Origin of the sequence: Oligella ureolytica DSM 18253, assembly GCF_000373745.1 — a bacterium.
Taxonomy (GTDB): Bacteria; Pseudomonadota; Gammaproteobacteria; order Burkholderiales; family Burkholderiaceae_B; genus Oligella; species Oligella ureolytica.
The window spans coordinates 17,187-40,790 of sequence record NZ_KB892280.1 but is presented as its reverse complement, the minus strand read 5'-3'; the positions used below and the strand labels follow the sequence as shown (position 1 = coordinate 40,790).

Here is a 23,604-nt window from a genome sequence, read left to right as displayed (position 1 = left end):
TGGTTGAAATCTTGAGAAAATAAGAGTTTTTCTTTATGGATTAAAGGCTCTATATATGTCCTATCGTCGCTTTTTCAAGTGAAAAGGACGATAGGAATTTAAGCGTCAATACGCTTTAATTGTTGGCGATAAAATTGACCTTGTTCTACGTAGTGTTTAGTCCCCTGATGACTACGCGCAAGATCTTCCGCGGTCGCTTCACGCAGAATTTTAGCAACACCCACGACGACTGAGTTGTCGGGGATGACTTTGCCCTCGGGGATAAGGGCGCCGGCACCAATGATGCAGTTTTTTCCGATAACGGCATTGTTTAAAATCGTTGCACTCATACCAATTAAGCTGCCATCACCAATGGTGCAACCATGAAGCATGACTTTATGGCCTACAGTAACGTTTTTACCAACATAAAGAGGAGTGCCTGCATCAATGTGAAGCACAGAGCCTTCTTGTATGTTGCTATTTTCGTCGATAGTGATCGTGTCATTATCAGCGCGAATAATCACGCCAGGCCAAATGCTGACATTTGCCTTTAAAGTGACTTGTCCAATCAGAATAGCGCCGTCAAATACAAAAGCACTAGGATCTATGTTGGGACTTAGATCAGCCAATTGAAAGATTGCCATATTGTCTCCGGTGAAATTGATAAATGATCTTAAAAGACTGCTTAAGTGACGAGCTAAACAACGAATTAAATTAACAACTGCGACAACTTCGTGAGAGATTAAACGCGGAAGATATAGCCATCATCGTCTTGATATGCATTAATGCCGGTACTGTACCATCCGTCAATGGTTTCAATTTCATGAATTTGGGCTTGTTGCCAATAGTGAGTCGCTAAGCCAGGGTCATCGTGACCGTGGTAATCAATGGCAGCGACTGCTAATAAACCCTTAGTGCCACTACTCACAGGCATGCCTTCATCGTCAATAATGCTGTAGCGACGTCCCGGAAATACATGTCCCATACTGTCTGGGCGATCTGGCCATTTATGTGCGCTGTCGCCTGCCAGGTAAACAAAACCGACATCCGAGTAAACACCGTTGAGAGAAGCATTGAAGCGTTCTTTGACCCATGCTTGAAGCTCAGTGGTCTTTTGATGTTCAGGAATGGTAATGCAGCGGATTGACAGCTCGAATTCCGGAAGTGGTTCAGTATACTCACGAATACGTTCTAACTCATCAGCGGTTGTCAGTATATTGCTGATCTGATAATGCTCTAATAGCGTGAATAACCGTGGAATCGTACGACCGGCCGGACAGCCCACAATTGAGTGGCCAAAATATAAAGCCGGTAATAATGAGTTGATTAACCCGGGACCACTATTCCAGTCATAGGATGACCAGAAGACATCATTTTTCTTTGGGAACCAGTCTTGGGAAGCCACAAAGCCAGGTAACGCACCGATTAAGCTACGATGTGTCAAGATGGTTGCTTTGAGATCCGGATCAAAGGGAATGTCATTTTTGATTTTGCGATCCAAAGGCTCGGTACTTGGTTCCGGCTGTGGGTATACCATGATCGCCGGACTATCCGAGGCGGTGTTGACTGCTGTAAATTGGCTCGGTTGACGAGCTAATAATGTTTCTAGGGCAATCATACGCTCATCTTGTGTATCGACGCCGATGATTTGCTTAACTAGGGTTTGATTGTCGAGCGACGCCATAAATGGCGCTAGGGTATGCTTATCAATAATGGCCACTTTGGCTTGGCTGTCAACAACACGCGGAGCATATTGATAGCTGCTAAGACCGGCAGTTAAGGGTACTACAATAGCGCCTACGGTTAGTGCAGCCAGTGTAGCGACTGCACTATCGGCTGAGTGCTGTAGTGTAATAATAATACGGTCTTGGGGCTGTACACCCATGCGCACCAGGCCATTGGCTAGTTTATTGACACGCTCAGAGAGTTGACGATAAGAGTACATCGTCAGTTGACCCACCTGGTCCTCAAAGAAAATGGCGGCTTGTTGGCGCACTTCTTGAGGGTTGGCAGCCCAGCGGTGGCAACAATAATCGGCAATGTTAAAGTGCTGTGGCACCAACCATCGATAAGACTGGTATAGGTCTTGGTATTGATCAGTCATAGTATAAGAAGTGAATTAATTACTGTGAAATGTCGATAGTTTTGTAACATTTCGGCAAGAATAGCCTAATTTTAACATTTTTAGGATATTAATCCAGTCCCTATTTTTTAAAGTTGACGAGTTCCGTACCAACAAGGACGTCGTGTAGCATTTGGCGATCGTTTCTAAAGAGGGTAGGCACTAGGTTTAAAAATGGGCAAAACACAATAAATAGATTGATGGACATCCAGTCCATCGCTGTCGCAACCAGATAAACTATAAAAGCGCCTAGGAGCGGTAAAACCCACATTAATAAGTAGCGTCCTATGAGTTGCTTCCAAGTAATTTGCTTGCCGAGTTTACTGCGCATAAGAATATCCCATGTCTTCATAGGTAATGTTTGACCTTGTTTGCGCCAACAAATGATAAAATATAAGCCGACCAACAGAAAGAGTACTAATTGGCGTTGCCACATAAATCGGTCGGCATCATGACTTTGGGTCAAGGAATCAAAAATGTAGGCGCCTGTGAAGCATAAGCCGAGCAACAACATACCCTCGTACATCATACTGGCAAAAACTTTTAAACGTGTCGGGTGACCGAATTGTCCACTTTTTGCAGTGAACTGTTTTGTTTCTTCTTGAGTCATTTTACTTACTAAGTTTATTGTTCTCGAAAGCTTGCGCGCACCATGTCAAATACAAACATGCGAGTTTCCAGATTGCCGTTATAGAGTGGAATGCGACGCTGTGCTTTTAAGCGCATTTTCTTAGGCAGTTCGAGATCGCTGGTGATGATGTTGACGCGCCAGCCATCAAATTCTTTTTTGAGGTGGCCTGATAAAGGGTGCCAAATAGAATCTTGCCCAGTATCTAAGCGCTCGCCATAGGGTGGGTTAGTAATAATAATACCGCTCTCTGCCGGCGCTTCTATGTCAAGCACATTGCTGACTTCAAAGTGGATACTGCTGGCATTGATGTTTGCTCTTTCCATGTTGGCACGAGCAGCTTCAATCGCGGCCGGAGAAATGTCGGAGCCGAAAAGTGGCGTATCTAAGCTTGGTTTGATATTGGCAAACGCTTCATCTCTTAGATCGTGCCAAAGCTGCTTTTGATGGTTTCTTAAGCGCATAAACTGGAAAGAGCGGTGTAGTCCGGGAGGTACATTTTGAGCCCACCACGCGGCTTCAATCAGTATCGTACCGCTGCCACAAAATGGGTCGAGTAGTGTTTGACCTGGTTCCCAACCGGCGAGTGCCAACATGCCGGCAGCTAAGTTTTCACGCAGTGGAGCGGAGCCTTTGTCTAAACGCCAACCACGTTTGAATAAGGACTCCCCGGAGGTGTCTAAATACAGGGTGGCCTGATCCCTATAAAGGAACATATGTACTTTAGCGTCGGGGCGTACCGTATCAATGGAAGGGCGTTCACCTTCGATGTCACGAATACGGTCGACGATACCGTCTTTTGCTTTTAAGTTGCAAAAGTGCAGGCTTTGCATAGGACTTCTGATGGCGGAAGTGTCTACGCGTAGGGTATGCTCCGGACCAAAATAATGCTCCCATGCGGTGGCAAGCGCTAATTGATAAATATCGTCTTCGCTATGAACTTCAGCTTGAGCAACTTGAAGCAAAATACGAGTCGCTAAGCGACTATATAAGTTTGCTTTCATGACGCCTAGCATGTCTGTCTTAAAATAAACCCCTGAGCGACTGCTTTCTACCTCTGCGAAGCCAAGATGCTTTAATTCTTGGGTAAGAACCTCTTCTAAACCTTGAGGGCATGTTGCAAAGACTGTCGCTGCTTGCTGAGGATTGTCAGGGTTGTAGTTAAGCCCTTGTGGTGCGGGGCGGCTAGGTCTAGGGTCTAAGCGTGGTGCGCTGCGTCTGCTGTCTTTGGCTTGGTGGCGAGACGGACTGCGTGAATCCGCACGGTAATGAGGATCGTGGCGCAAATTATCGCGCCCACCTCGCGCGCCATGCGTACTATCACGCGAGTCATCACGACGGCGTGGATTCCATGCATCTGACGGGACGCTAGGCCTATCGCGCTGAGGTCTAGCCGCTTCTCTTTCTGCTGCTTGCTTGGCTAAGCGTTGTTCAGTCATGCCTGTTTTAGACAGTCGATAAGAGAGATTTTTATCTTCTTTAAGCTTATCGATACTGACACCGGTGCGAGCTAAAGTTCGTGCTGAGATCTTGCCTTGGCCATGTTCGTAAGCGGATTGCTCAAGACGGCGGGCACGAGGGCCCGTACGTACCGGCGTGGCTTTACGTGAGTTGGAAGCACTTTTTTTAGTACTGGGATTTAATTTTAAAGTGCTTCTTTTTGAAGAATCTTGTTCTGACATAGTGGTGAGTTATTTTAAAAAGGTTTGAAAATAACTAAATAAACAATGACAAGCATAAGTACCACTGGGATTTCATTGTACCAACGGTAAAAAGAATGTGTTTTGTTATTAGTGCCGTTTTCGAAGCGCTTATATATGGCGTAACAGGAGTAATGATAAATAAAAACAAAAAACACTAACAGTAATTTAAAGTGTAGCCAGCCATGAAGGATTCCGATTTTACTAATTAGTAATAATCCAAACACTAGGTTGACGATGGCAATGATGGTCATAAAGCGTAATAAACGCTTAGCCATGCCTAACAGAAGCGTGTAGCCTTCAGAGCCAAATGATAGTTGCGCCATATTGACATAAATACGGGGTAAATAAAACAATCCGGCAAACCATGAAGCGAAGAAGACAATATGTAGAACCTTGTACCAAAGATAACTCATTACTAACCTCTCATATTAACCGCGTTTTTGACCATTGCCATGGACTACCCATTTGTAAGTGGTTAGTCCTTCTAGGCCAACCGGGCCACGAGTATGTAAACGGTTGGTTGAAATACCGATTTCAGCTCCTAGGCCATATTCAAAGCCATCAGCAAAGACCGTTGGTAGGTTGACGTAAACGGAGCTGGAATCGACCCAGAGTTGGAATTGCTCAGCGCGCTGAATATTGTTAGTAATAATTGACTCGGTATGGCCTGAGCTGTATTGTGCGATGTGGTCAATGGCCTCTTCAAGTGAGTCAACAATGCGGATCGCAATAATCGGTCCTAAAAACTCGGTTTCCCAATCTTCATCCGTGGCGTCCTTGATGGCAGCTTGCTCATTAGACTGTAGGCCTGTACTGGCTAAAATAGCTTTTGTTTTAGGACAAACACGCATTTCATCACCATGTGCTTGGAAACGCTTGCCAAGTTCGGGGAGCACTTGTTCAGCCACGGCTTGATCCACCAATAAGGTTTCTAGTGAACCACAAATACCGTAGCGGTGGGTTTTTGCGTGAAAGGCAGTTTCAATGGCCATGTCGATATCGGCAAACTCATCAATATGCATATGACAGTTGCCTTCTAAGTGCATAATCATTGGGACACGAGCATCTTTGGCTAAACGTGATAATAAGGACTTGCCGCCGCGAGGAATAATCACATCGACATAATCGGTTAAACGTACTAATTCACTGACGGCCTCGCGATCGGTGGTTTCAATGACCTGTACCGCAGAGTCTGGCAGCCCATTGAGTTTTAGGCTTTCTGAAATAAGCTTGGCAAACGCTTGGTTAGAGTAAAAAGCCTCACTGCCACCGCGTAAAATACACGCATTACCTGATTTTAAACATAGTGCGGCTGCGTCAACTGTTACATTAGGGCGTGACTCGTAAATAATACCGATGACTCCGATCGGTACACGCATTTGTGCCAACTTCATGCCATTAGGACGAACGCTGGTCGCTGACAATGAGCCAATAGGTGCGGGCATGGCAGCAATCTGACGCAGGCCGGTCTGCATAATATCTAAATACTTGTCACTTAAGGCTAAGCGATCGAGCAGCGGTGCATCTAAGTTTTTTTCTTTGGCGTTTGCTAAATCTTTTGCGTTTTCAGCGAGTAAAAACTCTTTATTGCGATTGATTAAATCTGCCAAACTGAGTAAAGCGGCTGATTTTTGCTGATCGGTGGTGCGCATTAGGATGCGTGAAGCTTCACGAGCCCGGTGACCTAACTGCTGCAAATAATCTTGTAAGGATAGCTCAGAAGTGAGCGTCGACTGTGTAGTATTCATAGCGATATTAAAAAGTATTAATTATTAAGCATTAAACATTAAAACGCTTATAGTGAGTTGGGGTCGATTATTTTAAGACTTAATCGTAGTAATTCTTGCCATGGGTCATTTAAGCGACCCTCAACCGGCATACCCTTGAGGATGCGATCGACATCATGAGCGTGCTGTATAATCCCCATGATTTGCATGAAGCTTAGGCGATTAAGCGCCGCCAAAAGCAAATCTGATTTGGGTGCTCTTATGTACATTGAGCGCATCTGTCCCTGAGGGTTTAGTCCTTTTTGGCGTGCGACAGCTAGATTGTACAAATGACGAATATCAATCATCATAAAGCCAAGAAGAGGAGGGAGGGCTTCACCTTCCGCTTCAAGACCTTCAAGAATTTTACGAGTACGTTTAGCGTCACCTTCAAGCATAGCAGACATTAGCGACATCACGTCATAACGCGCAACATCTTGTATGGATTGCTGAATCGCTTCAAAAGTGATATTGCCTTCCGGGTAGCTAAGACCCAGTTTAAGAATTTCTTGGTGAGCAGCAAATAAATTACCTTCCACCTTGTCAACAATCCAATGAAGTGTTTCTCTATCAACTGACTGCTTTTGTCGCTTGAGTCGTTGGCTAATCCAGCTGGGTAGTTGTTCGCGCGTAATTTTGGGCAACTCAACTACCTGCGCAGCAGTTGAAAGGCTTTGCCACCATTTGGTTTTTTTTGTTTGCCAATCAAGCTCAGGCAGGCTGATGACAACAATCGTATCAAGAAGCTGCCCCTGTTTGGCTTGTTCAGCTAATAAGATTAACGCATCGCCACCTTTGCGTCCGGGTTTGCCACTGGGAATGACTAACTCTAATAACTTGCGCTCGGCAAATAGAGATAAACTTTGGGTGAATTCTTCAATCACGCCCCAATCGTCAGTGGCAGTGAGGCTTAATGAACTGCGCTCTGAGTAGTCATGTTCATAAGCCCATTGCCTAAGTGTATCAACTGCTTCAATTCTCAACAGCAATTCATCACCAACGATGCAATATAGTGGCGCAGGCGCTTGTTGACGATCGATCGTGTCAAGGTTGATATTAGTCATTAATTTCCACGTAACTGATGATAGCGCTGAATGACATCGTCAGACGTAATGCGTTGCAATATCGAGGTGGCGATATTTCGCTCCATATCAGTATAAAGTTGCTGCATTTCAGCTGCTTTTGCAGCTGAGTTGTCTTCATCATAAGGTAATAGACGCAAGTTTGATAAGGTCGTCGGTGCTAATAAGGTATTGCCGGCCTGGTCGACTAAGGTAAAGCTGACATAGAGACCCAATTCGTATTCTTCAACCTTACCATCGATAGTCAAGGACATTTCCTTGCGAGTGCGTCGGTTATAAATCTGAACTAGGCGTACTTCAGCCTCACTTGCTTCGTCAACAATTCGAGTATTGGGTGAGTTAGCTCTAATGCCTCGAATGATTTGTGCCCCAAAAGGGCTTTGGCTGTTGATGTTTGTATAGAGAGAGTTAAATGGTAGCGGTGTTGCGCCACGCAACTTAAAACCACACGCAGTAAGACTCACTACGATCAATAAAAGCAATAATAACACAGCGTATTGCTGTAATTTAGAGTGCTGTGTTGTGCTGTTTGCAGCAAATACCTTATTAAGTATCATAACTAACCAACCACGTTAACGAGGCGACCAGGGACTATGATCACGCGTTTGATAGGACGACCGTCAAGAAAGCGCTCAACCGCTTCATGTGCTCTTGCCGTGGCTTCAATATACTCTTTATCTGCATCGTTAGGGATTGTAATCGCACCTCGAAGCTTGCCGTTGACTTGAAGAACTAATTCAACTTCATCAGCGATTAAGGCATTTTCATCCACCTCAGGCCAAGGGGCGTCAAGCAGATCACCATAAACATCAACAAAGCCAAGTTCACGCCAGATGTACCAAGTAATGTGAGGTACTACCGGGTAGAGCATACGCAACATAATAGAGACAGATTCACGAATAGCGTGATTGGCGACATCACCTTCGGGAAGCTTCGTTGCTTCAAGGACGTTTAGCAGCTTCATATTGGCCGAAACGACCGTATTGTATTGGATGCGGTTGTAGTCGTAGTTGGCTTGCTTTAATAAAGCGTGAGTCTCTAGGCGAAGATCTCGAATGGCTTTATCTAGCCCTTCAGCAGAAGACCAGTCGAAATTATCCTGACCCTGGCGGATTTGCTCCTGATGCTTAAAGCAATAACTCCACAGGCGACGTAAGAAACGGTTTGAGCCGTCTACACCACTACCAGACCACTCTAAGGTCTGCTCCGGTGGGCTGGTAAACATAACAAATAAACGAGCAGTATCAGCACCCATTTGATCAATTAACTGCTGAGGATCAATACCATTGTTTTTGGATTTGGACATTGTGCCAATGCCATTGTATTGAATCTCGGAACCATCGGCTTTAAGCTTAGCGCCGATGATATTGCCTTTGCTGTCAAGAATGTTATCTACTTCACTCGGGGCAAAATACTCGATACCGCCAAGTTCGTTACGGCGAGAGTAAATATGATTTAGAACCATGCCCTGACACAGCAATTTTACAAATGGCTCATCGTAGTTTAAAAGACCCATATCGCGCATTGCCTTGGTCCAGAATCGGGCATAAAGCAAGTGCATGACGGCATGCTCAATACCACCAATATACTGGTCCATCGGCATCCAGTAGTTGTTGCGCTCATCGACCATCGCCTCGTTGTTGTTAGCAGAAGCATAGCGCATAAAATACCATGATGAATCAACAAAGGTATCCATGGTGTCGGTCTCGCGACGAGCATCGGCTCCACAAGAAGGGCATTGAGTATGAAGGAACTCTTCGCACTTATTGAGTGGGTTGCCACTGCCATCAGGAATTAGATGCTCCGGCAGCACCACGGGCAGAGCCTTTTCAGGTACAGGCACCGGGCCGCAATCAGGGCAATGAATGATAGGGATAGGAGTACCCCAATAGCGCTGACGAGAAATGCCCCAGTCGCGGATACGCCAAGTGACTTTTTTCTCGCCTAATTGCTTTTCAACCATAAAGTGAGCGACTTTGTCGATGGCTTCTGATGAGCTCAATCCGTCGTATTGAGCGGAGTTGATAAGTTTGCCGTTTTCTTTGTCACCATACCAGTCTTGCCACTCTTGGTCAGAATAGCTTTGACCATTAATATCAACCACTTGAATAATGGGTAATTTGTACTTAAGGGCAAAGGCAAAGTCGCGCTCATCATGACCGGGTACAGCCATGACAGCACCATCACCATAAGTCATTAAAACGTAGTTACCGACCCAGACTTCAATTTGTTGGCCGGTAATCGGGTGAGTCACATAAAGACCAGTAGCGATACCTTCCTTATCTTTGGTCGCTAAATCTGCTTCGCTGGTACCACCCTTAATCGCTTCTTTAATAAAAGCGGCTACTTTTTTATCACGACGGGCAGCTTCGGTAGCGATGGGGTGCTCAGGCGCAACAGCACAGAAAGTAACGCCCATGATCGTATCAGCACGCGTGGTAAATACATACATACGGCCGTCTTGGATAAGCTGGTCATCGGCATCATGAATGTCATGCGTAAAGGCAAAACGTACACCTTCACTGCGACCGATCCAGTTTTCTTGCATGAGGCGGACTCGCTCCGGCCAACCCTCTAAGTGGTTTTGAGTGTAATCCAAGAGCTCTTCGGCATAGTCTGTAATACGTAAGTAATAGCCGGGGATTTCGCGCTTTTCAACCAGAGCGCCTGAACGCCAACCGCGTCCCTCAATGACTTGCTCGTTGGCCAAAACGGTTTGATCTACCGGATCCCAGTTAACAGTCTGGGTTTTGCGATAAGCAATACCCTTATCCAACATCTTTAGAAAGAGCCATTGGTTCCAACGATAGTATTGGGGATCGCAGGCACACATCTCGCGTGACCAATCAATAGCCAATCCCATGGAGTTCATTTGCTTTTTCATATAAGCAATGTTGTCATAAGTCCACTTTGCAGGCGGCACCTTAGATTTGATTGCCGCATTTTCTGCCGGCATACCAAAGGCATCCCATCCCATTGGCATTAAGACATTGTAGCCGCGCATTCTGAGCTGACGCGTCATCACATCATTGATCGTGTAGTTTCTGACGTGGCCCATGTGTAGCTTGCCGCTTGGGTAAGGCAGCATGGAACATGCATAGTACTTTGGCTTTTCTTCACCGTCGGCATTTTTGGCACCTTCTACGACACGATAAACGTCTTGTTCTCGCCAAATTTTCTGTGCTTCTTTCTCAACAACAGAAGAATGATATTGTTCTTGCATAGATAGACTTCTAAAGATAATAGTGATAAAAATTAGAGTTTATTAGAATAAAAAAAGTGATCGTGAGTTATTGTTGCTTTTCTAAGGATACTATTTTTATTCTTGATGTAAACGCTCCATTATACCCCTGATTGAGCTGAGATTTAATCATAACTAGGGGCTAGGAAAATCATTGCTTAAACCTATGAAGACGCACCGTGCCCAAACATTTTCTCTTATTTCTTTTGCTGCTATCTTAGCTTTAGCGCTTAGTGCCTGCCGGACTACACCTATGTATACCGAGGGAGATATACATTTTGAGGTGACTTGTACAGAACAGGGTGATGCGTGCCAAGAGCGTATGCGCGCGGCTTGTGCTGAGTATGAAGGCGTGGTGGTGGATGTGGATATTGCCAGAGAGCGTTATGTTAGTGAGCAGCTCAAAGCCGAGTTAAAGCGGCAGGGAGGTCAAGCGCGATCGGTGCATGTTACTTGCCGTCCACCGGCTGATGCCGAGGATGAAAAAAGTGATTGATATCACGTTATGACATTCCTTAAGCTGCTCTTTGCTTGTTTCGCAGCTTAAGGTGTGGTCGAGTTGTTAGGCTGTTTGTCCAAGCCGTCTGTATTAAGCAAGTTATTTTAAGCCAAAGCAGTTGTCATCAAAGCAATGTTCTTCATGCTTTTCTTGGATGTATTGTAAGATCTTGTGCGGATCATCCTCAATGATAAATAGATCGAGGTTGGCTTCAGTGATATAGCTACAGCCCAGTAGCTGATCTTTGATCCAATCCACTAAACCGCCCCAGAACTCACGACCGACAAAAACAATGGGCGCATAATGCGCTTTGCCTGTTTGGATTAACGTGAGGGTTTCAAAAACCTCATCCATCGTACCAAAGCCGCCCGGCATCATGATGTAGGCCGAGCTATTCATAAAGAAAGTTGTTTTGCGAGATACGAAGTATTTAAAATACAGGCTATCGGATTGGTAGCCGTTGTCGCTCTGCTCGTGAGGTAATTTGATGTTGAGACCGACACTGTGACCACCTGCTTCAAAGCATCCCTTATTGGCCGCCTCCATGATGCCGGGGCCGCCGCCGGAAATAATGCTGAAACCGGCCTCGGCGAGCAATTTACTGATTTCGATTGTTTTGTTATAGTAAAACGAGTTGCGCGGGGTGCGAGCACTGCCAAATATACTAACTGCTTTTTTGAGATCAACCAGGTGCTGAGCTGCTGTGGCCAGCTCTTCAGAGATTTCTGAAATTTGCCCCTTGATTGTGTTGGCCTTTGAGGCTTCTACTTGCTTCATTTCTTGACGACTAATTGTTTTGCTGTCGTTTGTGTTGTCTTCTACTGTAAGATCATCGTCTACAGTTAATTTTTCTTTATTGGTTAACATGAAAAAAACCTTATTGCTTGTTGATGGTTCAAGTTACTTATATCGTGCATTTTTCGCTATGCCTAATTTGCGAAATGCCTTGGGCGAGCCTACGGGGGCGCTTTATGGGGTGATGAACATGATGCGTAAAATAAACCAAGATTATAATCCCGATTATATGGCTTGCGTGTTTGATGCGAAAGGCAAAACGTTTAGGGACGATATCTATAAAGAGTATAAAGGCAATCGTCCACCAATGCCTGATGATTTGCGCTCTCAGATAAAACCAATTCATGATGCCATACGTGCTATGGGGTGGACTGTGATTGCTGTTGAAGGGGTTGAGGCGGATGATGTGATTGCGACTCTGGCCAAAAAGGCGACTGAGCATGGTATTGAATCAGTTATCTCTACGGGTGATAAGGACATGGCTCAGTTAGTCAATGAAAGGGTTACGTTGATTGATACCATGAGTAATCACTTGATGGATATTGATGGTGTCAAAGCACGCTATGGTGTGAAACCGGAGCAAATTATTGATTACCTCATGTTAATGGGTGATACGTCTGATAATATTCCCGGCGTGCCTAAAGTAGGTCCCAAGACTGCCGCGAAGTGGTTGGAAGAATATGGCACTTTAGAGAATCTGATTGCTCATGCTGACGAGATCAAAGGGGTCGCCGGCAAAAATTTGCGTGAATTTATCCCAAATTTTGAGATGACTCGTCGTTTAGTTACCATTAAGCAAGATTGTAACTTGCCCGAAGAAATTGATTCTCCGGATGATTTGCGTCCACTGAGTCAAGATAAAGACACCCTGATTGATATCTTTCAAAAATATGGTTTTCGTACCTGGTTACGCGAGTTGACCGGCGATCCTGACGCTATTCCGGAGCAGGATGGGCGAGTGGAGGTTGCCGCAATACCTGAGGCACCGACTGACATTGATTATCAAACAGTGACGACTGAAGAGCAGTTAAAAGACCTTATTAAAGTGTTGGAGTCAGCGGAGCTTGTTGCTTTAGATACAGAAACCGATGGTCTTTACTCCATGGGCGCGCGTCTTGTTGGGTTGTCGGTCTCAGTAAAGCCGGGTCAGGCATGGTATGTGCCGGTCGGTCATAGTGGTTCGATGTTAGATGAGCAGTTGGATAAGCAGGTTGTTTTAGAGCGGTTGCGTCCTTGGTTGGAAAACGAAAAAGCAGCTAAGGTATTACAAAATGCTAAATTTGATGCGCATGTGTTAGCTAATGAAGGAGTTACCTTACGGGGTGTTGAGCATGACACTATGCTTATGGGCTATGTGTTGGACTCTTCTAAGCGTGTCGGTATGGAAGAGTTAATGCAGCGCTATCTTGGTCGTAGCGGTATCAGTTACGAAGAAATTTGTGGTAAAGGAGCATCGGCTATTACCTTTGATCAGGTGCCTATTGAGCAAGCCTCAGAGTATGCGTGTGAAGATGCTGATGTGACATTGCAGTTATATCAAGTGATGGCACCGTTGATCGCGGCAGAAGAAGGCTTTAACCGAATTTATCAGTTAGAAATGAAGGTGTCTCCGGTGTTGACAACCATTGAGCGTAATGGGGTCAAGATCGATGAAAAAGCGTTGTTGGAGCAGAGTCGAGTGTTTGCCACGCGCTTAGAGGAGCTCGAAAAAGAAGCCCATGACATTGTTGGTGAACCGTTTAATTTAAATTCACCGCGACAGCTTGGAGCGATTCTGTTTGAAAAAATGGAATTGCCTATTATTAAGAAAACGCCCAAGGGCGCGCCGTCTACGGACGAAGAAACACTTAATAAACTAGCAGAAGATTTTCGCCTACCTAAGCTGATTTTGGAATATCGTAGCTTAGCTAAATTGAAGTCAACCTATACCGATAAGTTGCCGGCGATGGTTTGGCCAGCCACGGGTAGAGTTCATACAAGTTATTCGCAAGCCTCCGTGGTGACGGGGCGTTTATCTTCCTCCGAGCCTAATTTGCAAAATATCCCGGTACGAACGGAAGAGGGGAGACGCATTCGTCGTGCGTTTGTTGCTGAGCCCGGGAAGGTGATTTTAGCAGCTGACTATTCCCAAATTGAATTACGAGTCATGGCGCATATCTCCGGAGATAAGGGGTTGCGTCAGGCCTTTGCTGAGGGTCAGGATATTCACCGCAGTACGGCTGCTGAAATTTTTTCAGTCGATGCGATCGAAAACGTCACTGCTGAGCAGCGTTATTCGGCTAAAGCGATTAACTTTGGTTTGATTTACGGTATGGGTGTTTTTGGCCTGGCAAAAAATCTGGATATTACGCGTGATGCGGCAAAAGTGTATATCGATCGTTATTTTGCTCGCTACCCGGGAGTGGCAGATTACATGGATCGTATCAAAAAAGAAGCGACTGATAATGGCTTTGTAGAAACTGCGTTTGGCCGTCGCTTGTGGTTTACCGAAATTCAAGGCGCTAAAGGGCCACGCAAGGCAAACGCTGAGCGACAGGCGATTAACGCGCCGATGCAGGGTACTGCCGCTGATTTAATCAAAATGGCGATGGTGGCGGTGCAGAATTTCATTGATGAGAAAAAGCTGCAGTCACGCATGATTATGCAGGTTCACGATGAGCTTGTGCTCGAAGTGCCGGAATTTGAGAAGGAGTTAATGCGTCAGGCTTTACCTGAATTGATGACCAATGTCGCTGAGCTAAGTGTGCCTTTGGTGGCAGAAGTGGCCGTAGGCGATAATTGGAGTGACGCTGAATAATAAGATAGGTACTCTCACTATAAACTAAACGCAAAACACCGTTTCATTTATTTATGAAACGGTGTTTTTAACTTTGTGCCTTAATAAATTATTTACTTAAGGCATGAATGCGTACTTCTAATGGCGGGTGTGTAGCAAAAAGTTGAGCCAGCTTTTGACCATTGGAAATGCCTAAGGCTTGGATGTTTTTTGGTAATTCGCCTGATTGCAGTTGCTGTAAGCGTTGAAGCGCTTTAATCATGGAGCTGGGAGTGCCCATGAGTTGAGCGGCACCGGCGTCTGCTCTGAACTCACGCTGGCGCGAAAACCAAGCGACGATCATCGAAGCGAACACGCCAAAGATGATTTCTAACACGATAACAGTGATGAAGTAACCCGGACCCATACCTTCTCGTTCGTTTTTAAATACAGCACGATCGATGGCGTATCCAACAACACGAGCTAAGAAAATAACAAAGGTATTTACGACGCCTTGGATTAGGGTCATGGTGATCATGTCGCCGTTGGCGACGTGAGCTATTTCGTGGCCCAAGACGGCAGCAACTTCTTCTTCCGACATGCTCTGTAATAGGCCGGTAGACACGGCAACCAGTGCGTCGTTTTTAAAGGCGCCGGTAGCAAAGGCGTTTGGAGCACCCTCATAAATAGCCACTTCGGGCATGCCAATGCCTGCGCGCTGCGCAAATTGCGATACTGTTTCTATCAACCAGGCTTCTTGGTAATTAGCCGGATTATTGGGGTCGATGACATGGGCTCTGGTGCTCATTTTAGCGATAGGTTTGCTCATCAGTAAGGAAATGATTGAGCCGGTGAAACCAACGATTAAGGCAAAAATAAGCAACGAGTTGTAGTCGATGCCTTGTGCGGTAAGCCAGTTGTTTAAACCGAAAATACGGGTCGTAATTGATAGCACCAAAATAACAGCAAAGTTGGTAGCTAAGAACAAAATAATGCGCATCATGTGATTTTCATTCCAATGTGGTTGAGTAGAGATAGAATAATTAATAATTGCACTGTGTTTAATGATAACAATTTAAACGTAGATTGTAAGTTAAATGTCAGTTTCAAATGGTGATCAAAAGGTTTCTGCATGCAGTCTCTCTGGATGGTATTAGCATCGTTTATGTTTGCTCTGATGGGGGCGGGTGTTAAGTTTACCGGAGAGCTAAATGTACCGCTCGCTTTGACGATTATTGCTCGCGGCCTGCCTTCGGTGTTGCTCATCTTTGTTTGGGCAATACTCACCAAACACTCGCTACGGCCCAAAAGTTTTAAATTACACTTTCTTCGTAATTTGTTTGGAGCAACAGCACTTATTTTAGTATTTTACTGTTATTCCGTATTGCCATTGGGGACAGCAGCTACTTTAAATTACACGTCCTCTATATTTATAGGTTTATGGGTGTTTATCAAGGCTGACGAAGGAAAAAGAGATTGGTTCCGTTTTTTGACCTGCTTGCTGGGTTTTGTCAGTGTATTGATGGTGTTAAGGCCGAGTATTCATGATGATCAGTACGTTGCTGTGTTTCTGGGGTTGTGCTCGGGCGTTTGTGCCGCCGTGGCCATGATGCAGCTTCGTTCCTTGGGTAGGCTCGGGGAGTCAACTTGGTTGACGGTCTTTTATTTTTCCGTTGTCGTCACGGTGATTGGTGCTGTAAGCCTCGAGTGGAGTGCAGTTTCAAGTGTTTCAGCTCAAGCGTGGGTGGCTTTATTGGCAGTGGGTCTTAGCGGTATGGTTGGGCAGCTGTGTATTACCAAGGCCTATGGAGCAGGTTCGCCGATTTTATCAGCTGTGTTGCAGTACCTGACGATTGTTTTTGCTGTGCTAATGGGCGTCTTGTTTTGGGAGGACGTGCCGGATGTACTGGTTTGGCTTGGCATTGCCGGTGTGATAGTAGCAGGCGGTTTATCCGCATGGGCGACCGTACGCCAGGTGAATAAGAGCTCAAGCACATAGGGGATAAGTTTTAGGCAATGGCAACGATGAATAATTGATTTTTCTGGACTTCTTTTGTCTATACTATGGCTATACTAAATAGATAATATTTGTTACCAATATGTTTAGCGGTAAAGGAGGTAGTTATGTATCCATTAATCACAGTAAACGAACTCAAGGATTTACTTCAGCAGTCTAATGATGAAAAGCTTCATATTATTGATGTCCGTTCAGATCTGCGTGATGAGGACTTAGGGCGCAGAAACTATTTAGAAGGGCATATTCCCGGAGCTGTGTTTTTTGATGTAAATCGTGACTTGTCGGCAACACCAACAGGAGTTAATGGTCGTCACCCTTTGCCGGAACGAGATGATTTTGCAGCATTACTTGCGTCTCGCGGTATGCAGGTAACGGATCACTATGTGGTGTATGACGCTGCTAATAGTATGTTTGCCTCTCGTCTATGGTGGATGTTGCGCTGGGTGGGATGTGCCAAGGTGCAGGTGTTAGATGGTGGTTTAGAGGCTTGGCAGGCAGGGGGCGGAGAGCTAGATCGCTCAGACGTTGCTATTGGTGCTGCGATTGAGTGGCAGCAAGCGCCAAGATTGGTGGGCGGTCGGGTAAATGCAGATGAGGTTGAGGTTAATATCCGTCTAAAAGATTTTTTAGTGGTTGATGCACGCTCTGCAGCTCGCTTTAGTGGTGATGATGGAGCAATGGATGCTGTGGCCGGTCACATACCGGGTGCAGTCAATCGTCCCTTTACTGAGAATTTAGTCGATGGCACTCAATTCAAATCCGCCGATAAACTGCGCCAAGAGTTTATAAGCTTACTGGGTGTTCGGCCTGCCAGTGAAGTGGTTGCGCAGTGTGGCTCGGGAATCAGTGCGTGTCATAACCTTCTCGCAATGGAGGCGGCAGGACTAAGAGGTGCTAAATTATACGCCGGTTCATGGAGTGAATGGATTAGTGATTCAAGTCGTCCGGTAGCCACCGGTAATTAATAGTTAATGACTGCTTAGTAGTGGTCTTACACTTATCTCAATCGATAGAGTCCAAGATAGGTCATTTATCTTGGGCTTTGTTTTTTAAGGGTGATCAGAGCTTAGTCGGTGATTTATTAAAAGTTAGCGACAAAAAGTATGGTTTTTCGTACAATGTTGGATTGTTTAATTTAGCAGGAGGCTAGTGTGTCTGACGACAAATTAGTTTTGCATACTGAACAGCAGGATTTACCCGAGCAGTTTGAAGATGCCATGAAGGAATTGCAGGGGATTGTTCAGTCGATGGAAAATCAAGTGTTGTCACTCGATGATGCACTTAAGGCGTACGAACGCGGTATGTTACTAAGCCGCATTTGTCAGCAAAAGCTTGATGATGCGCAGTTGCAGGTCCAGGTGCTGCAGGATAATATACTGAAGCCTTTGTCTCAAGATGTTGAGGAAGATTAGATGAGTCAAGAACAGTGCTTTGCTCACTGGTTGAGTTCTTATGTGGTGCCGACACTGGAGTCTGCTTTAGAACAGGTGCTGATGGTAGCTGATGAGAGCCCACATTTGGCTGGTTTACATGAGGCGATGCGTTATGCTTGCTTGGGTGGTGGTAAGCGCATTCGCGCAGCGTTAGTGTTAGCTGCGGGCGAAGTGGCCCATCCTAGTGAGCAGGTCGAACAGTCTAAAAAAGCGTTGGTTGCGGCAGCTACCGCAGTTGAATTGATTCATGCTTACTCTTTAGTGCACGATGATATGCCATGCATGGACGATGATAAGTTACGTCGCGGCAAGGCCACAGTGCATGTCGAGTTTGGTGAGGCTAATGCGTTGTTGGTCGGAGATGCTTTACAAGCTTTAGCTTTTGAGACGCTCGCCCATATGCAAGTCGCCCCTGCGCTGGTCGTCAAAGCAATGCAGCAGTTGGCTATCGCTTCGGGCAGTAGGGGTATGGTGGGTGGTCAGTATATGGATTTGGCCTCTGTTGATCAGAAAATCTCTAAATCTCAGTTAAAATTGATGCATCAGTTAAAAACCGGTGAACTAATCAAAGCCAGTGTGCTGCTTGGTTCAATCACTGTTGCCACCAATTATGAGGATCATTCTGCACTTAAAAAGTATGCAGAAAAGTTGGGTCTAGCCTATCAGGTAGTTGATGATGTACTCGACGCTACGATGGACACAGATGCTTTAGGTAAGACTGCGGGCAAAGACGAGCTAGATAATAAACCCACTTATGTAAGTATTTTAGGCCTGGAAGAGGCCAAGCAATACGCTGAGCTATTGCATAATGATGCATTGAAGGCGATAAAACCTCTTGGACCGCGCGCAGATAAATTGAGGACGTTGGCCGAGTTGATTATTTGCCGCCAAAGCTAAAGGTTGTAATGAAGAGTTTGTTAAACAAAATAGAATCTCCTAGCGATTTAAAGGAGCTCACGCGCTGCCAATTGCCTGCGCTGAGCAAAGAGCTGCGCCAGTATATCTTGGAATCAGTCGCTAAGACCGGTGGTCATTTGTCGTCCAACCTTGGCACGGTAGAGCTGACTGTGGCTCTGCATTATATTTTTAATACACCGCACGATCGTTTGATTTGGGATGTTGGTCATCAGGCTTATGCCCATAAGGTATTAACAGGTCGTCGTGAGGACTTGCCTTTTATCAGACAGCAGCATCATATCTCGGGCTTTCCTAAGCGCTCTGAGTCGCCTTATGATGCGTTCGGTACAGCTCATTCTTCGACTTCGATTTCAGCTGCCTTAGGTATGGCGGTGGCTGCTCGTAACCAAGGGATCAATCGTCAGCATATCGCTGTGATTGGCGATGGGGCAATGAGTGCCGGTATGGTTTTCGAAGCCTTGAACAATGCAGGTGACACCGAGGGTATTAACTTGTTGGTGATCTTAAATGATAATGATATGTCGATATCTCCACCTGTTGGCGCGTTAAATAAATACTTTAGTCGTTTAATTTCCAGTGGCCTTCCTCTTTATAAAGAGGCTAGCGATGTGAGCAAGATGATGTTGGAGCGTATGCCCGAACCAATGGCTGAGTTTGCTCGTCGCTTTAAGGGGCATGTCAAAGATCAAGCTAAGAGCCTGATGGGCGGTACGAGCTTGTTTGATGAGTTTGGTTTTAACTACGTGGGCCCCATTGACGGTCATGATTTAGATGCTCTATTACCGGTTCTGTATAATGTTAAGCGTTTAGGTGGTTTGCAGTTTGTTCATGTCATTACTAAAAAAGGTAATGGCTATGAGTTAGCCGAAAAGGATCCGGTGCTCTATCATGGTCCCGGTAAGTTTAATCCTTCTGAGGGAATTAAGTCTTCCGGCAGTAGTGCGAAGCAAAGCTTTACGCAGGTATTTGGTCATTGGCTCTGTGATATGGCTGCGTCTGACTCTAAATTGATTGGTATCACTCCGGCCATGCGCGAAGGGAGTGGTCTAGTGGAGTTTGAGCAGCGTTTTCCTCAGCGATATTTTGATGTGGGCATTGCAGAGCAACATGCCGTAACCTTTGCCGGTGGTCTGGCCTGTGAAGGGCTAAAGCCGGTGGTGGCAATTTATTCTACCTTTTTACAAAGAGGCTACGACCAGGTCATTCATGACGTTGCGCTACAAGATTTAGATGTTACCTTTGCCTTAGATCGAGCCGGTTTGGTCGGGGCAGATGGCGCTACTCATGCAGGTAATTACGATATTGCTTATTTGCGTTGTATCCCTAATATGGTTGTGGCAATACCTTCCGATGAACAGGAAAGTCGACTTTTGTTAAGCACCTGTTATCAACATGAGGGGCCCGCTTCCGTTCGCTATCCTCGAGGGGGAGGTGTCGGTGCCAAGGTCTCTGATACGCTAGATACTGTGCCTCTTGGTAAGGCCGTAAAACGCCGTCAGGGCTCAAAAGTTGCGATATTAGCCTTTGGTCCTTTGCTTCATGAAGCGATCTCTGTTGCGGATAAATATGATCTCAGTCTAGTTGATATGCGCTTTGTAAAGCCAATTGACGAGGATATGTTGGTTGAGCTTGCCGCTTCGCATCAGGGCTTCGTCACGCTTGAAGAGGGTGCCTTGATGGGAGGTGCTGGTAGCGCAGTGATAGAATTTCTCAATCAGCGCGATATAAATTTACCGGTCTTGCAATTAGCCTATCCGGACCAATTTATTGATCATGGCGACCAACAGGCTCTGAGAGCTGAGCTGGGTTTAGATGCCACAGGTATTGAGCGATCTGTTCAACAGCGTTTTGCAGATCTCATTTAGTAATAGCATCTTCTATAAACGTCGCTTGAATCTTATTGTGTAGGAATTTAATGAAATCAACTGAATTAAATACGCCAGCTATGCCTGATGTTCAGGGTAGTGTGGATGAACGTAGCGTCCAAATTGACCGAGTTGGGGTGCGCCAAGTAAAGCATCCATTATCAGTGAAAAATGGTCAAGGTGCGATTCTGGGCACAGTCGGAGTGTGGGATACCGCAGTCCTTTTGCCCGCCTCCGAAAAAGGTACCCATATGTCTCGTTTTATGGGACTGATTGATGAGTATCATGCTAAGGGTATGGATGCCAAGCTCTTTAAAGAGATGGCTGCCGATATGTTGCCGCTGTTAAATGCAGAGGAAGGTGAGATTCGCGTCACTTTCCCTTATTTCATCACTAAAAAAGCGCCGGTTAGCGGTGTGAGTAGCATGATGGATTATGAGGTTACTTGGGTGGCGTTGGCTGACAAAGAAAAGGGTGTGCGTTTTATCACTGAGGTCGTTGTTCCGGTGATGAGTCTTTGTCCTTGCTCCAAGGCAATTTCTGACTATGGTGCTCATAATCAACGTTCGCATGTAACGGTTAAATTAGAGGCGACCGAGGATTATGTGCTTGATGACTTTATTAAGGCCATTGAAGAGCAGGGTTCTAGCCAGCTATGGGCCCTATTAAAGCGCCCTGATGAAAAGTATGTCACTGAAACATCATATGATAACCCTAAGTTTGTTGAGGATTTAATTCGTGATGTGGCACTTCGCGTAAAGCAGTGGCCCGGCTTAGTGGCTTATCGTGTTGAGGTTGAGAATTTTGAATCGATTCATAATCACTCAGCTTATGCCGTTCTAGAAGGTACTGCCTGATAGCGACATTAGATATTTGTACTACATAAATCAAGCGTTTATAGTTATAGACGCTTGATTTTTTATGTATACCTATATATAATTATCGGTTTCTTGCTCGATCTTTATGTTGTGTAGAGGCGGGCTTTTTATGTGGGGCTTGGTTTAGCATATGTGAGCCCCGCTAAATATCCATAGGAGTTAATATGCGTCACTATGAAATAGTGTTTATTGTGCATCCTGATCAAAGCGAGCAGGTGCCGGCCATGGTTGAGCGTTATCAGTCCATGATTGCTGAAAAAGGTGGTAAAGTTCATCGTCTAGAGGACTGGGGTCGTCGTCAACTAGCTTATCCAATCCAAAAGTTAGTTAAAGCGCACTACATCTGCATGAATATCGAGGGTGGCCAGGATATTCTAGACGAGCTAGAGCATTCTTTCCGCTATAACGATGCGATTCTTCGTAATCTAATCATCAAAACTAAACGCGCTGTTACTGAGCCATCTATCATGATGAAGTCAGTTGAGCGTGATGAAGCTCGTAAAGTAGCTTCTGCAGATGACAACGCATCTCAAGAAGTTGAAAGCGAAGACGAAGAAGATGAGAGCGTAGCAGAGGAGTAATTCCTTAAGCTGAGTGGTATATATTTTGCCATTTAGCGCTTGCGTCATTTTGTTTTATGAATAAAGTTCAGTTGCAGGTTATCTTAAGTGAGATCCACGCGCTCAGATATACGCCCGCCGGCATTAGTGTTTTAGATGTTGTTTTAGCACATCAGTCGGAAGTTGTAGAGGCCGGACACCCAAGGCAACTTGATTTTGAATTAGAAGCGAGAGCTGTTGGAGAAGTGGCTGAGGCCTTAAGCTTAGTTGAGTTAGGCAGCTACTTAGAGATTGAAGGTTTTTTGACAACAACTCGTAAAAATACTCGCAGAGTATTACTTCATATCCAAGCTTTTAAAAAACAACGTGGCAACCCAATCATCGTTTGATTTTAAGAATTTAGGGAATGATTTCCCACCAATATTAAAGGTAATTATCATGGCACAAGGAAGAAGAGGAAGAGACCGAAAAAGTCGTTTCCCACAACAAAATCCATTATTTAAGCGTCGCAGATTCTGCCGTTTCACGGTAGCCGGTGTTGAAGAGATTGATTATAAAGATATCGACACACTACGCGATTTTATTACTGAGACTGGCAAAGTTATCCCAGCTCGTTTAACAGGTACAAAAGCTCACTACCAGCGTCAGTTAGATACAGCCATCAAGCGCGCTCGCTTTTTAGCTTTGTTACCATTTACTGACAGTCATAAATAATCAGGGGTGGCTAACATGCAAGTTATTTTATTAGAAACAATCGGTAAATTAGGTGAGTTAGGTGACGTAGTTCGTGTACGTAATGGCTACGCTCGTAACTACTTAATCCCTCAAGGTAAAGCTCAGCGTGCTACTGACGCTGCTATTCAGGCGTTTGAAGCTCGTCGTGCTGAGTTGGAAAAAGCTCAGTCTGAGCGCTTAGCCGCTGCTGAAACGTTAGCAACTAAGTTAGCTGACTACAAACTGGACATTACTCAAAAAGCCGGTGTTGATGGTCGTTTATTCGGTTCAGTAACCAATATCGATATCGCTCGCTTGTTGCAAGAAGCCGGTTTTGATGTTGAAAGAAGCCAAGTGCGTATGCAAGACGGTGCTTTAAAAGCAGTTGGTGAGCATCCGGTTTCATTACATCTATACGCAGACATTACTGCCGATATCACTGTTAACGTAATCGGTGAAATGGCATAAGTTTTAATCTATTTTAAGATTAAACAAGTCTGTAAAAAAGTAGCAGTAGCGATATAATCGTTACTGCTATTTTGCTTTTAATCACTGAAATTTTGCTCATTTAATTATGCCAAATAAAGAAGAAAATTCTTTCGTAGAAATTGCTGAGAGCCTGGAAGAGGGTCACGATCTCAATTTTTCG

General features: G+C 45.2%; 23 protein-coding genes. 12 read left to right on the top strand and 11 right to left on the bottom strand.

What is annotated here, in order from left to right; genetic code table 11:
* Window positions 1-98 precede the first annotated feature (98 nt).
* The 9 genes from B092_RS0100865 to leuS all read right to left on the bottom strand — a co-directional run bounded on the left by B092_RS0100865 (window position 99) and on the right by leuS (window position 10,503).
* Entirely contained in the window at window positions 99-623 is a 525-nt protein-coding gene (locus tag B092_RS0100865; RefSeq protein ID WP_018573355.1) for a gamma carbonic anhydrase family protein, read from the bottom strand.
* A gap of 98 nt (window positions 624-721) precedes the next feature.
* Window positions 722-2,083, bottom strand: coding sequence for an AMP-binding protein (locus tag B092_RS0100860; protein WP_018573354.1), 1,362 nt, complete (start codon window positions 2,081-2,083; stop codon window positions 722-724).
* A 100-nt stretch (window positions 2,084-2,183) separates the two neighbouring features.
* Complete coding sequence (locus B092_RS0100855; protein WP_018573353.1) at window positions 2,184-2,711, bottom strand: RDD family protein; 528 nt, start codon at window positions 2,709-2,711, stop codon at window positions 2,184-2,186.
* A 14-nt stretch (window positions 2,712-2,725) separates the two neighbouring features.
* Complete coding sequence (locus B092_RS0100850) at window positions 2,726-4,411, bottom strand: THUMP domain-containing class I SAM-dependent RNA methyltransferase (RefSeq protein ID WP_018573352.1); 1,686 nt, start codon at window positions 4,409-4,411, stop codon at window positions 2,726-2,728.
* A 14-nt stretch (window positions 4,412-4,425) separates the two neighbouring features.
* Window positions 4,426-4,845 (bottom strand): CopD family protein, encoded by a 420-nt coding sequence (locus B092_RS0100845; protein ID WP_018573351.1) that lies wholly within the window; start codon window positions 4,843-4,845, stop codon window positions 4,426-4,428.
* 15 nt (window positions 4,846-4,860) lie between these two features.
* Entirely contained in the window at window positions 4,861-6,180 is a 1,320-nt protein-coding gene (locus B092_RS0100840; protein ID WP_018573350.1) for a glutamate-5-semialdehyde dehydrogenase, read from the bottom strand.
* A gap of 47 nt (window positions 6,181-6,227) precedes the next feature.
* Complete coding sequence (holA, locus tag B092_RS0100835; RefSeq protein ID WP_018573349.1) at window positions 6,228-7,262, bottom strand: DNA polymerase III subunit delta; 1,035 nt, start codon at window positions 7,260-7,262, stop codon at window positions 6,228-6,230.
* On the bottom strand, window positions 7,262-7,837 hold the full coding sequence (locus tag B092_RS0100830) for an LPS-assembly lipoprotein LptE (RefSeq protein WP_018573348.1): 576 nt from the start codon (window positions 7,835-7,837) through the stop codon (window positions 7,262-7,264). Before B092_RS0100830 ends, holA begins: the two co-directional genes overlap by 1 nt.
* A gap of 2 nt (window positions 7,838-7,839) precedes the next feature.
* Window positions 7,840-10,503 (bottom strand): leucine--tRNA ligase, encoded by a 2,664-nt coding sequence (gene leuS / locus B092_RS0100825; RefSeq protein ID WP_018573347.1) that lies wholly within the window; start codon window positions 10,501-10,503, stop codon window positions 7,840-7,842.
* A 172-nt stretch (window positions 10,504-10,675) separates the two neighbouring features.
* On the opposite strand from leuS, the gene B092_RS0100820 reads away from it, so the two are divergent.
* Window positions 10,676-11,017 carry a hypothetical protein gene (locus B092_RS0100820; protein ID WP_147277856.1) on the top strand — a complete coding sequence of 114 codons (342 nt, stop codon included), beginning with the start codon at window positions 10,676-10,678 and terminating at the stop codon, window positions 11,015-11,017.
* A 102-nt stretch (window positions 11,018-11,119) separates the two neighbouring features.
* Here the strand turns inward: B092_RS0100820 and B092_RS0100815 are convergent, their stop codons facing one another.
* On the bottom strand, window positions 11,120-11,887 hold the full coding sequence (locus B092_RS0100815; protein WP_018573345.1) for an LOG family protein: 768 nt from the start codon (window positions 11,885-11,887) through the stop codon (window positions 11,120-11,122).
* Between B092_RS0100815 and polA the strand changes: the two genes are divergently transcribed.
* Window positions 11,886-14,612 carry a DNA polymerase I gene (gene polA, locus B092_RS0100810; RefSeq protein WP_018573344.1) on the top strand — a complete coding sequence of 909 codons (2,727 nt, stop codon included), beginning with the start codon at window positions 11,886-11,888 and terminating at the stop codon, window positions 14,610-14,612. The genes B092_RS0100815 and polA overlap by 2 nt on opposite strands.
* An 88-nt stretch (window positions 14,613-14,700) precedes the next feature.
* On the opposite strand, the gene htpX is transcribed toward polA, so the two are convergent.
* Window positions 14,701-15,573 (bottom strand): protease HtpX, encoded by an 873-nt coding sequence (htpX, locus tag B092_RS0100805; protein WP_018573343.1) that lies wholly within the window; start codon window positions 15,571-15,573, stop codon window positions 14,701-14,703.
* A gap of 129 nt (window positions 15,574-15,702) precedes the next feature.
* On the opposite strand from htpX, the gene B092_RS0100800 reads away from it, so the two are divergent.
* From B092_RS0100800 to rplI, 10 genes are all read left to right on the top strand, one after another.
* Window positions 15,703-16,569: a DMT family transporter gene (locus tag B092_RS0100800; RefSeq protein WP_026253508.1), complete on the top strand. Its 867-nt coding sequence runs from the start codon at window positions 15,703-15,705 to the stop codon at window positions 16,567-16,569.
* A gap of 125 nt (window positions 16,570-16,694) precedes the next feature.
* Window positions 16,695-17,552, top strand: a complete 858-nt coding sequence (locus tag B092_RS0100795; RefSeq protein WP_018573341.1) for a sulfurtransferase — start codon at window positions 16,695-16,697, stop codon at window positions 17,550-17,552.
* Window positions 17,553-17,738: 186 nt separating this feature from the next.
* A complete protein-coding gene (locus B092_RS0100790; protein WP_018573340.1) occupies window positions 17,739-17,999 on the top strand; it encodes an exodeoxyribonuclease VII small subunit in 261 nt (86 codons plus the stop codon).
* A complete protein-coding gene (locus tag B092_RS0100785; RefSeq protein WP_018573339.1) occupies window positions 18,000-18,917 on the top strand; it encodes a polyprenyl synthetase family protein in 918 nt (305 codons plus the stop codon).
* A gap of 8 nt (window positions 18,918-18,925) precedes the next feature.
* Window positions 18,926-20,803 carry a 1-deoxy-D-xylulose-5-phosphate synthase gene (gene dxs, locus B092_RS0100780; protein ID WP_018573338.1) on the top strand — a complete coding sequence of 626 codons (1,878 nt, stop codon included), beginning with the start codon at window positions 18,926-18,928 and terminating at the stop codon, window positions 20,801-20,803.
* Between the two features lie 50 nt (window positions 20,804-20,853).
* The gene (folE2, locus tag B092_RS0100775) at window positions 20,854-21,660 is read left to right on the top strand and encodes a GTP cyclohydrolase FolE2 (RefSeq protein WP_018573337.1); all 807 of its coding nucleotides are present in this window, start codon (window positions 20,854-20,856) and stop codon (window positions 21,658-21,660) included.
* A 185-nt stretch (window positions 21,661-21,845) separates the two neighbouring features.
* A complete protein-coding gene (rpsF, locus tag B092_RS0100770) occupies window positions 21,846-22,262 on the top strand; it encodes a 30S ribosomal protein S6 (RefSeq protein ID WP_018573336.1) in 417 nt (138 codons plus the stop codon).
* Between the two features lie 56 nt (window positions 22,263-22,318).
* Window positions 22,319-22,630, top strand: coding sequence for a primosomal replication protein N (priB, locus tag B092_RS0100765; protein WP_018573335.1), 312 nt, complete (start codon window positions 22,319-22,321; stop codon window positions 22,628-22,630).
* A gap of 49 nt (window positions 22,631-22,679) precedes the next feature.
* The gene (gene rpsR, locus B092_RS0100760) at window positions 22,680-22,955 is read left to right on the top strand and encodes a 30S ribosomal protein S18 (RefSeq protein ID WP_018573334.1); all 276 of its coding nucleotides are present in this window, start codon (window positions 22,680-22,682) and stop codon (window positions 22,953-22,955) included.
* Window positions 22,956-22,970: 15 nt separating this feature from the next.
* On the top strand, window positions 22,971-23,423 hold the full coding sequence (gene rplI / locus B092_RS0100755; RefSeq protein WP_018573333.1) for a 50S ribosomal protein L9: 453 nt from the start codon (window positions 22,971-22,973) through the stop codon (window positions 23,421-23,423).
* Window positions 23,424-23,604: the final 181 nt, after the last annotated feature.